The organism is Clostridium sp. SM-530-WT-3G (genome assembly GCF_012843905.1).
In the GTDB taxonomy this organism is placed as follows: Bacteria; Bacillota; Clostridia; order Clostridiales; family Clostridiaceae; genus Clostridium.
In genome coordinates this window covers 1-11,438 of sequence record NZ_JABAGC010000024.1, presented here as the reverse complement: position 1 = coordinate 11,438, position 11,438 = coordinate 1, and the positions used below count along the sequence as shown (strand labels likewise).

Below are 11,438 nucleotides of genomic sequence, written 5' to 3'. Positions count from 1 at the left end.
TTAAATAAAAACATTTTCTTACAAACATATTATGTTAATACATCCATAAAAAAATCATTAATATTTTAATTTTTTATCCTTCTTAAATCTATTATATTCCTCAAGTATATCTTTATTTTCTTCTAAAAACTTATTAAAAAAATACATGTTTTCGACTGTTTCACTGCTTATAACATGTTCAATTAATTCTATTTCTGATAATGTATCATCAGTTTTTCCAATATATTCAAAAAACTTATCTATTATATTATGCCTAATTAAAAGATAACTCCCTATCCTTTTTCCTTGTTCTGTAAGCATTATTACTCCATATCTTTCATATTTAATAAGATTTAATTCGCCTAATTTCTTCATCATTTTAGATGCAGAAGAATCTCTTACATTAAGCTTTTGAGCAATTCTATTTAATCTTACAAATTCTTCATTTTGGCTACACCTATATATCATTTCAAGGTAATCCTCCATTGATGGTGTAAGTAGCTTTTTATTCATATTTATATTTTCATATCCTCGTACTGTATGAAAGTCTTTCTTAGATTTTCCCAATATAAAAACATCCTTTCAAAAATAAATGTCAATTTTGTCCTAATCTTCATATGTTAGTTTAGAGAAAGATTTTTTCTTTAGACTAAAACCTTAGTAAAAACTTTTAAAACACGAAAGGAAATTGCTATGAATAATAAAAAAACCAGTTATACTAAAACTTTAAACAATGTAAATTTAGACACTGAATGTTATGTAAAAAATATTAATGCTGAAGGTTCTATCCAAAGACGATTTCTAGATTTAGGAATAATTAATGGTACAAGTATCATTCCCCTTTCTAAAAGTCCATCTGGTGATCCTATAGCTTATTTAATACGTGGTACCGTAATAGCTATAAGAGCAGAAGATGCCTCAAAAATAATTGTTGAAGCGATGTAAAGTAGATTATTTAAGTCAACTTAAATATCTCTAATTATAAATATTAATGAACTCCTATTAAAATTCCTAAATAGCAGAATATAATCTTAAATTTTTCAGTATTATTCACTGATACTGCATACTTTAATAGGAGCTTATATCAATATGTAAAGGAGTTTAATACGATATGGGACTAACTATGAAATCAACTGGATCTAATTTATTAGATGAACAGCTGAACTTAACCCGTAAAGATAATAATAAAATAATAGCTCTTGCTGGAAACCCCAATGTTGGTAAAAGTACAGTTTTCAATAATCTTACTGGATTAAATCAGCATACTGGAAACTGGCCTGGTAAAACAGTCAGTAATGCCAGTGGTAAATATACTCATAAGGATACTGAATTCACTCTTATAGATATCCCTGGAACTTATTCTTTAATGGCTAATTCTGTTGAAGAAGAAGTTGCACGTGACTTCATATGTTTTGGAAACCCTGACCTTACAATAGTTGTTGTAGATGCAACATGCTTAGAACGAAATCTAAACCTGGTTCTTCAAACTATTGAAATTACAAATAACGTAGTGGTTTGCCTCAACTTGATGGATGAAGCAAAGAGAAAAGGAATTTCTATTAATATAAAAAAATTATCCAATATGCTCGGAGTACCTGTAATCCCAACAAGTGCAGCTAAAGGACAAGGGCTTGATGCTCTTATGGATACTGTATATAATATTACAGTCAACAAAATCATACAGATGCCAATAAAAATCAAATACAATGAGATTATTGAAAAATCTATTTCAATAATTTACTCAAAAATCTACACATCTCTAAAGGGAATAATAAATCCTAGATGGGTATCAATAAAATTACTAGAAAATGAAGAGACCTTATTAAACTCACTAAATGAATATCTAAAATTTAATATAACTGATGACTCTGAAATCTCCGAAGCTATAAAGAATGCAAAAAAATTTCTTTCTGAAAATCAAATAGATAATAATAAATTAAGATATGAAATAGTATCCACATTAGTAAATAAGGCTGAAAACATATGCAAAGAATGTGTTACTTTTTCAACAAGTCAATATAATTCAAGAGATAGAAAAATAGATAAGGTTTTAACTTCTAAAAAGTTTGGAATTCCATTAATGATACTTCTTCTTGGTGTAATATTCTGGCTCACTATAACTGGTGCAAATGTACCTTCTCAAATACTTTCAGCTGGTTTATTCTGGATACAAGACAGGCTCACTGAATTCTTTGTATATATAGGTACTCCTGCATGGGTTGAAGGTATACTTATACAAGGTATGTATAGAACTTTAGCCTGGGTTATTTCTGTAATGCTACCTCCAATGGCTATATTTTTCCCTCTATTTACTCTTCTTGAAGATTTAGGTTACCTTCCTAGAATTGCTTTTAACTTAGATAACTTTTTTAAGAAATCATGTGCATGTGGAAAACAGGCTCTTACAATGTGTATGGGATTTGGATGTAATGCAGCTGGTATCGTAGGATGCAGAATTATAGACTCTCCAAGAGAAAGATTAATAGCCATAATAACAAACAATTTTGTTCCATGTAATGGACGTTTTCCTACTCTTATTGCAATTATAACCATGTTTTTTGCTGGAATGTTTACAGGTCCATTTCAATCAGTAATTTCTACAGTTATTCTTACTGGTGTAATACTTCTAGGTATTTTTATGACACTAATGATTTCAAGACTGCTTTCAAAAACAATATTAAAAGGAGTACCTACTTCATTTACTTTAGAGCTTCCTCCTTATAGAAAACCTCAGGTTGGCAAAATAATAGTTCGTTCTATATTTGACAGAACATTATTTGTTCTTGGAAGAGCTGTAGTTGTAGCAGCCCCAGCTGGAATAGTAATCTGGCTTATGGCTAATATAACTATAGGAGGTGTTAGTGTACTAACACATTGTGCAACATTTTTAAACCCATTTGCTAATATGATAGGCTTAGATGGATATATATTAATGGCATTTATTCTTGGATTCCCAGCAAATGAAATTGTAATTCCAATAATTATTATGAGCTATATGGCAACAGGTACAATTTTAGATTTAGAAAGCACTTCAGCACTTCATAACCTTCTAGTAGCTAATGGATGGACATGGCATACAGCTGTATGCGTAATGTTATTTTCACTTATGCACTGGCCATGCAGTACAACCTGCTTGACAATAAGAAAAGAAACTCAAAGCTTAAAGTGGACTGGCATCTCATTTTTAGTTCCTACTATAACAGGAATAACCATATGCTTTATTTTTACTACTATTGTAAGACTACTAGGCATTGCATAAAATTATTTAATAATCTATATCTCAATTAATATTAAGTTTATTCTCATATAAAATAATCGTTACCATTTGTGGCAACGATTATTTTATGTTGTATATTCTTATTCAAAAACTCTTCTTTTGACTATATATTATAATTCAATGATAACTGGAAGAATCATAGGTTTCTTTTTCATTTTTGCATAAATAAATTTATCCACTTCACGTATTATACTATTTTTTATTTCAGGCCATTGACTTATATTATTATCAAAGCATGTTTGAACACATTTACGTACTATTTCTCTTATTTCATTCATAAGTTCTTCACTATCTCTTACATATACAAATCCCCTAGAAACAATATCAGGTCCACATACTATGCTCTTCTCCTGTTTATCTATTACCACTACAATTGTAAGCATTCCATGTTCAGCAAGGTTCTTTCTGTCTCTAAGAACCATATTTCCTACATCACCAATTCCCATTCCATCAATAAGTACTCTTCCTGATGGAGCCTTACCTACAATCTTACCGCTATCTCTTGTAAGTTCAAATATATCTCCTGTATCAAGTATAAAAGTATTTTCTTTTGGTACTCCCATACTATGAGCTATTTTACAATGAGCAAAAAGATGTTTATATTCACCATGTACTGGAATAAAGAACTTTGGTTTAAGCAGTGTCTGAACTAAACGAAGCTCCTGTTCACAAGCATGACCTGATACATGTATATCTTCAATTGCTTTATATATAACATTTGCGCCTTTTTCAGTAAGATCATTAATTACATTATCTACAGCCTTTTCATTTCCTGGTATAGGTGATGCTGATATTATTACCATATCACCTTCTTGAATATGAATTTTCTTATGAGTAGATGATGCTATTCTTGTAAGTGCAGCCATTGATTCTCCTTGGCTTCCAGTTGTAACAATAGTAATCCTGTCATTTTGATATTTATCTAAATCATCTAAGCTTATTATCATATCTTGTGGTATAAACAAATATCCAAGCCTTATTGCTGCTTCAGATATCTTTTCCATACTTCTACCACTAAAAGCTATCTTTCTATTGTACTTCATAGCACAATCACTTATCTGCTGTAATCTGTGTACATTTGAAGCAAAGGTTGATACTATTATTCTTCCATTAGCCTTTGCAAATAAATTCTGAAGTGTTTCTCCAACAATTTTTTCAGACATGGTATATCCCTTATGCAATGCATTTGTACTATCTGCCATAAGTAAGAGTACACCTTTTTTTCCTAATTCAGCATACCTTTGAAGATCTATTATTTTATTATCAATAGGTGTAAAATCGACTTTAAAATCTCCTGTATGTACTATCGTTCCTATAGGTGTATGTATAGCAAGGGATGTACTGTCTGGTATACTATGATTAGTTCCTATAAACTCAACTCTCAAGTATTTAAAATTAATAGTATTACCTGCACTTACTGTATTTAATGTACACTCACTTAATATATTATGATCTATTAATTTAGTTTCAATAAGACCTATGGTAAGTTTTGTAGCATAAACAGGCATATTAATCTGCTTTAAAATATAAGGCACAGCTCCAATATGATCTTCATGACCATGTGTTATAAAAAGCCCCTTTACCTTATCCTTGTTTTTTATAAGATAAGTAACATCAGGTATAACCATATCTATTCCGTACAAATCTTCATCCGGAAATGCAAGACCACAGTCCACAACAATTATTTCATCTTTATATTCAAATGCAGTTATATTCTTTCCTATTTCACCAAGTCCACCTAAAGGAATTATCTTTACTTTATTCTTTAAAGGATATAATTTCTTTCTTTTCTTCGGATATCTTTTTACTTTTTTTGAAGTTTCTTCTTTTTCATTTTCATCTATATCATCATTTTTAATTTTTTCAGCTTCAGTATCCACTATATACCTCCAAATTTATAGATTTATAATATTAGTTTTTCATAAACTCTATTATTAAGTTTAGTTTTTACTAATCTCTATAAAATATAAGCAAATATTAAAGTGTAAATTTTATCTTATATGAAAAGTATAATTTTATAATTATATTTTTCCTTAATTTTTATAAATAATCCTTACATAAATCGCATAGTGTATTTTTTTCGCTTTCTTCAACTGTTCCTTCAACTATGATCTTACTTCTTGATAATGCAAAACATGATCTAGAAATATGATAAGTTCTTCCTTTTGGTGTCCAATATACAGTTTTGTCACTTGTCTTATCTATGTACTCGCTTTCCTCTAAATGGTCCTTGCCCTCAACAAAATTTCCATTATTATCTTCATTATTTAAATTTAGTTCATTTTTTCTTGTGCCTTTTATATAAACTCTATTTTCTATTTCATAGCTTTTATCGTTATCTTTAAAGATTCCTATAGGAAGGCTTTCAACTATGGTAACTATAACTCTCCTTTTAGCAATTCCAAATTTAAATAATAAATACAATAACATAATTATGACTACAAGCATAATTAAAATTATTTCTACCATTATATTTATTCTCCTTTGTTATATCTATGTATACATTAAAATGTCACTTATCTATTATATTGTATTTTACTGATTTTGAACATGTTTCTATTTATTTTTTACAAATATTGTTTATGAAGAATTCTTTATTTTTGAATTTTCCATATAAATAACTTGTGTTTTATTTATATTAAAAATGTATTATTTATTAATTATTTTACCTGTATAGCACATATGTTAATTATTTTTTAAGTGCTAGAATTGGTAAAAGACACTATGCTATAATTTTACTGCTTAAAGCATTGAAAAATATATTTCTAATGTTTTATTATATTTTTATAAAGCTTATAAAGCTGAAAATGAGGTGAGCATTTGGTATTTTCTAATCTAAAATTAAACAGCAACGAACCAATTCACGTTCAGATTGAAAATCATATAATACAAGCAATAAAGAACGGTACTTTAAATAAGGGAAGTAAGCTTCCTTCAACTAGAGAAGTAAGTAAATTTTTAAATATAAGTAGAAATTCAGTTATTTCTGCATATGAAGAATTAGAAAGCAATGGTATTATTACTACTAAAAGAGGAATAGGTACCTTCTTATCTATTGAAACTGAACACAAAAGTATTGAACACACTATAGATTATTCTTCAAAAATAAATAATTATGGTAAAAGTTTAAGAAACTTAGATATCATAAAGACAGAGCTTCCATATAAAAAAGGGATGATTTCATTTAAATCAATTTCTCCTGAAAGCAACCTTTTTAATCTGGATGATTTTAAGCGTTCTCTTTTAGATGCATGGAACTATGAAGAAGTAAATCTTTTAAATTACGGATATGCTAAGGGTTATAAACCTCTTATTGACTACCTTTTTAAATATATGAATGAAAAACGAGTGAATACTTCTAATAAAGACATCCTTATTACAAATGGATTTACAGAGGCATTTGATATAATAATATCTACCCTTACAAAACCTGGTGATGTAATTATATGCGAAGAGCCTACTCATAATACAGCCTTAAAAATAATGAAATCGTATGGATTAAAAATAATACAGATTCCTATGGATTCTGAAGGCATTATACTTTCTGAACTTGAGGATGCATTATCAAAATATACTCCAAAGCTAGGATATCTCATTCCTTCATACAATAATCCAACTGGTATAGTTACCAAAACTGAACGAAGAAACGAAATATATAAAATATTTATGAAGTATTCTGTTCCTATTATTGAAGATGGATTTAATGAAGAACTTCTTTATTCAAGTTCTCCCATAGATCCTATTGCTTCTTTATGTGGCGAAGGTAATGGAGTCATATACCTTGGAAGTCTTTCAAAGATATTATTTCCTGGCCTTAGAATTGGATGGATATGTGCAGATTCAAATCTTATAGATATTCTTGAAAGCGCAAAACGTGGAAGAAACATACATTCTTCCTTCTTAGACCAAAGTGTGTTTTATTATTATTTAAAAAGTGGTGCATTTAACAGACATGTAAAAAATGTACGCAAATACTATAGGGAGAAATTTAAACTCGTTACAAGAATGATAGATAAATATATTCCTTATGAATATGTTACAGGTGAAGGTGGATTGCATGTATATATAAAGCTAAAAGATGATATTGATGCACGTCATCTTTTAGAATTATGCTACAAAGATAATGTAATCTTTATGCCTGGAGATATTTTTTACGAATCATATTCTCCTTCTGTTAATAAGCATTTAAATAATACAATTCTGTATGAAAATACTGACAAAAATAATTTTAACGCCATAAATAATAAAACTGAAAGACCAAAAGGATTCAATTGTTTTAGAATTGGATTTGGCAGAGTCAGTGATAAAGATATAGAAAAAGGGCTTAAAATAATAGGAAAAAACATAAAACTCATGAAATCTAAATAATATAAACAAAAAAATCTATTTATAAAAAACATAAACCACCATCACTTAAATTTTAAAGTTTGGTGGTTCTTTCATATAATTACCTTTAGGAATACAATATAATTAATGACAAATGTCTAAATAATAGATACATAATGTGTATTTATTTCAACATTGTAATTTTTGAAGTATATATTATTTTAAGGTGGTAATTTTTATGGAAAAGATACTTCGACCTGTATGGGCTGAAATAGATTTAGATGCAATTGCATACAACATGAAGAATATAAAAAGGCTAGCTGGCAACAAAGAAGTAATAGCTGTAGTAAAAGCTGATTGTTATGGTCACGGTGCTGTAAATGTAGTACCTACTTTACTTGAAAATGGCGCTTCAAGACTTGCAGTAGCAGTTCTCACTGAAGGAATTGAACTTAGAAAAAATAATATAACAGCACCAATTATGATTCTTGGATATACTCCTTCTTACTTAGGTGAAGAACTTATTAATTATGATATTGAACAAACTGTATATGATTTAGATCATGCAAAAGAATTATCTGACATAGCAGTTTCTATGAATAAAAAAGCAAAAATTCATATAGCTTTAGACACTGGAATGGGTAGAATTGGTTTTATTCCAAACGAACAATCACTACAAGATGTTATAGAAATCTCAAAACTTCCTGGAATACAAATTGAAGGAATGTTTACCCACTTCTCTACTGCTGATGAAAAAGATAAAACTTATACTCTTGAACAATTTAAAAAATATATGGATTTCTCTAATGCACTTACTGATCTTGATGTAAATATTCCAATGCACGATGTCTCAAACAGCGGAGCTATAATGGATATGCCTGAAACTTATCTTGACGCAGTAAGAGCAGGAATAATACTTTATGGATATTATCCTTCGGATGATGTAATAAAGTCTAACCTACCTTTAAAACCTGCTTTAACATTGAAAGCAAAAGTTGCACATGTAAAAGATATGGATAAAGATATGTATATAAGCTATGGAAGAACATTTAAAACTACAAGAAAAAGCAGAATTGCCACAATTCCTATAGGTTATGCTGATGGTTACACTAGATTATTTATGCCTGGTGCCAAAGTACTAATTAATGGTAAATTTGCTCCTGTAGTAGGTAGAATCTGTATGGATCAGTTTATGATAGATGTTACTGATGTTGGTGAAGTTAAAACTGGAGATGAAGTTATTCTTCTTGGGAAAGATGGTTCTTTAAAACTTGATGCAGATGACTTAGCCAAATCTTTAAATACTATAAATTATGAAGTACTTTGCATGTTCAAACATAGAATTCCTAAAGTATATATGAAAAATAATACTCCTATAAAAGTAGTAAATACTCTTAATTTATAATAATAGATCTTCTAATAATAAAAATACCTAAGGATTTATTCAATTAAGTCCTTAGGTATTTTTTTATTTTAATACATCAATTAAATAAAGCTGTCGTACAACTAACTACAAATAAGTTATATGACAGCCTTACCCTTTTAAGCTTTTCACTTAAATTTATTATTAATTATGTTTTCAATATAATCTTTTTATTCAGTAATTATATACTTAAGAAAATCTAGCCTTTAATTAATAAATAAACTCCGTATAGTGCAACTGCTACAATTACAATTGCAAATACAGCTTCACCTTTACTAAATAAGCTCTTACCATTTTGTTTTCTAGCTACCATATAAACTGGAATACCTATAGCATAGAAAATGAATGAAATAAGTGTTTCTTTAAGACCTGCTGAAATTCCCATGAATATAATATATGCAAATGAAAGAATACCAATTAATAATGCACTATTTCTAGTATGTTTTGAATTTCCACTAAAATCAGCACTATCCTTATCTTTACTAATCTTGAGTAGATACATAGATGAGAATAGATATGGTGGAACAGTCATAACACCAACTATAGTTAAAAGAGCTTGATATGCATTGCTATCAAAGTGAGCAATTAAAATAACTATTTCAATTATAACAGTTGCTACAATAATTGAGAATGCAGGAACTCCTTTTTTAGAAACTTTAGCAAATGCCTTAGGGAATGATCCATCATCTTCTGCAGCATGTTGTGGAAGTTCAGCTAACATTTGTATCCATGAAATCCAACTTGAGAAAACTGCAAATAATAATGCAACAGTTATTACATCACGTCCGATAGTACTATGCCATAAATTTGTAAGCATATATGCAGTAGATGGTGAAGTCATAGCACTTAATTGGCCATATGTGAATACACCTAATGAAAGCATACCAACAGCAGCATACATAGCTAAACAAACAATAAAACCTATAATAGTTGCCTTAGGTATTTGTTTTTGGTCTTTTGCTTTACCAGACATAACAACAGCACCTTCAATACCACCAAATAACCATAATGTAGTCATCATAGTACCCATAACTTGATGTGGTATACTACCTAAAGCTGTATCATGTAATGAAGCAACAGTTCTAGTGGCACTAGCATTAGCAGTGAAAGTATGTAAATTAAAATGCATAATAACGGTTACTAAGAACACTGCTACAACTGCAAGCATGAAAGCTGTAGCTACTTTTTGAATTCCACTTGAAACTTTTACTCCTTGAAGAACTAAAGCAGTAATTACCCATGTAATTATAGATGCACCAATAACTGAAGGCCAGTTATTACCACCAGTAAATGTACCTGGGAAGAAATAATCTAATGTACTCATAACTAAAACTGCATATGCAGCATTTGCAGCACATTCACAAATAAAGTAAGCCCATGCAGTAAAGAAACCACTAAATGGTCCAAAACCAACTTCAGCATATTTGTATAATCCAGCAGTTAAGTCTGGCTTAGTATCACTAAGAATAACGAACATTTTTGCAATAAACCAAATACCAATACCAGTAATAACCCAAGAAATTGCTTGAGCTTCAACACCAGCTGTAGCAGACATATTTTTAGGTAAATCAAATACCCCTGATCCAACCATAGCACTAATACAAAGTGCAATAAGTCCAACTAAACCAAGCTTACCAGCTTCTGTCTTTTTATCTTCCATATCCGAATCGTCCTTTCGACATAATTTTTGTAAGAATTAGATGGACGACTTCTTGACTATTACTTTACATCCTGATTTTAAATAAGTCTATTGCTATAAATTTAAACTTTAATTTTATATTAGGTATATTTTTATTAATTTATTTTAAAGTCCTTAATTTTTAATATACATAACATTTTTTTATATAAAAATAAAGTATTTTATCAAAAATATCAGTGTCGTATCTTGTCACACCAAACTCTCTTTATATAACTAAAAAGAATATATCAAGATACTTTTCGATATTTTTTATAATATTATTATATTTTATTTATTACAAAAGAGAATTTATGTAAATATATAAAGGTAAATGAACCTCTTATCTAAGCTCTGTTTTAAATAGTGAGTTAAAGAAATGGGATTTTCTAAAGGTAGAGTTTGCTTTCATTATAATAATAGAACTTATATGGTTATAAATAAAAAATGGTGTGCAAAGATATTTATGTAGAAATTACAGAAAATCATTCTCCGATTTAACTAATTCTGATACTTACAGAAGAAATCATATAAATATACTTAATATCTATACTATAGTAAAAAAATTAAAAATTAAATAATCTCAATTATTTTTGCCCTATTAAAAGAAAAGGTTTAATCATAGTATAATATATATGTTTTTGAACAAACTAAAAATACTTAGCTTTAATATTTGTAAAAACAATCGAGTAGGAGGTAGACAATTATTTTGTCTACCGACCTCTCAGTCGAGTAAATAAGAGGAATTGCACCTCAAA

At 28.9% G+C, this 11,438-nt stretch carries 8 protein-coding genes and 1 pseudogene; 5 read left to right on the top strand and 4 right to left on the bottom strand.

Translation table 11 applies throughout. The features are described from left to right. Nucleotides 1-57: 57 nt before the first annotated feature. On the bottom strand, nucleotides 58-492 hold the full coding sequence (locus HF850_RS09645) for an iron dependent repressor, metal binding and dimerization domain protein (RefSeq protein WP_169105261.1): 435 nt from the start codon (nucleotides 490-492) through the stop codon (nucleotides 58-60). Between the two features lie 180 nt (nucleotides 493-672). Here HF850_RS09645 and HF850_RS09640 point away from each other — a divergent pair, with 180 nt between their 5' ends. Then, nucleotides 673-924: a FeoA family protein gene (locus tag HF850_RS09640; protein WP_169105230.1), complete on the top strand. Its 252-nt coding sequence runs from the start codon at nucleotides 673-675 to the stop codon at nucleotides 922-924. Between the two features lie 166 nt (nucleotides 925-1,090). Further along, nucleotides 1,091-3,238 (top strand): ferrous iron transport protein B, encoded by a 2,148-nt coding sequence (gene feoB / locus HF850_RS09635; protein WP_169105229.1) that lies wholly within the window; start codon nucleotides 1,091-1,093, stop codon nucleotides 3,236-3,238. 128 nt (nucleotides 3,239-3,366) lie between these two features. Here the strand turns inward: feoB and HF850_RS09630 are convergent, their stop codons facing one another. Both HF850_RS09630 and HF850_RS09625 read right to left on the bottom strand, forming a co-directional pair. Then, nucleotides 3,367-5,007 carry a ribonuclease J gene (locus tag HF850_RS09630; RefSeq protein ID WP_347564426.1) on the bottom strand — a complete coding sequence of 547 codons (1,641 nt, stop codon included), beginning with the start codon at nucleotides 5,005-5,007 and terminating at the stop codon, nucleotides 3,367-3,369. 289 nt (nucleotides 5,008-5,296) lie between these two features. Further along, nucleotides 5,297-5,725, bottom strand: a complete 429-nt coding sequence (locus HF850_RS09625) for a hypothetical protein (protein WP_169105227.1) — start codon at nucleotides 5,723-5,725, stop codon at nucleotides 5,297-5,299. Nucleotides 5,726-6,076: 351 nt separating this feature from the next. On the opposite strand from HF850_RS09625, the gene HF850_RS09620 reads away from it, so the two are divergent. Together HF850_RS09620 and alr are read left to right on the top strand one after the other, a co-directional pair. After that, entirely contained in the window at nucleotides 6,077-7,624 is a 1,548-nt protein-coding gene (locus HF850_RS09620) for a PLP-dependent aminotransferase family protein (RefSeq protein WP_169105226.1), read from the top strand. Between the two features lie 196 nt (nucleotides 7,625-7,820). After that, nucleotides 7,821-8,987, top strand: a complete 1,167-nt coding sequence (gene alr / locus HF850_RS09615) for an alanine racemase (RefSeq protein ID WP_169105225.1) — start codon at nucleotides 7,821-7,823, stop codon at nucleotides 8,985-8,987. A gap of 217 nt (nucleotides 8,988-9,204) precedes the next feature. On the opposite strand, the gene hdcC is transcribed toward alr, so the two are convergent. Then, the gene (gene hdcC, locus HF850_RS09610; protein WP_169105224.1) at nucleotides 9,205-10,665 is read right to left on the bottom strand and encodes a histidine-histamine antiporter; all 1,461 of its coding nucleotides are present in this window, start codon (nucleotides 10,663-10,665) and stop codon (nucleotides 9,205-9,207) included. Between the two features lie 361 nt (nucleotides 10,666-11,026). On the opposite strand from hdcC, the pseudogene HF850_RS15810 reads away from it, so the two are divergent. Next, nucleotides 11,027-11,201, top strand: a pseudogene (locus HF850_RS15810) (IS1595 family transposase); the annotation flags it as partial. Between the last annotated feature and the right edge of the window lie 237 nt (nucleotides 11,202-11,438).

Bases quoted from the DNA above. Each gene is read 5' to 3' on its own strand.
- HF850_RS09640 (WP_169105230.1), top strand. From the start codon at position 673: ATGAATAATAAAAAAACCAGTTATACTAAAACTTTAAACAATGTAAAT.
- HF850_RS09645 (WP_169105261.1), bottom strand. From the start codon at position 492: ATGAATAAAAAGCTACTTACACCATCAATGGAGGATTACCTTGAAATG.
- alr (WP_169105225.1), top strand. From the start codon at position 7,821: ATGGAAAAGATACTTCGACCTGTATGGGCTGAAATAGATTTAGATGCA.
- feoB (WP_169105229.1), top strand. From the start codon at position 1,091: ATGGGACTAACTATGAAATCAACTGGATCTAATTTATTAGATGAACAG.
- hdcC (WP_169105224.1), bottom strand. From the start codon at position 10,665: ATGGAAGATAAAAAGACAGAAGCTGGTAAGCTTGGTTTAGTTGGACTT.
- HF850_RS09625 (WP_169105227.1), bottom strand. From the start codon at position 5,725: ATGGTAGAAATAATTTTAATTATGCTTGTAGTCATAATTATGTTATTG.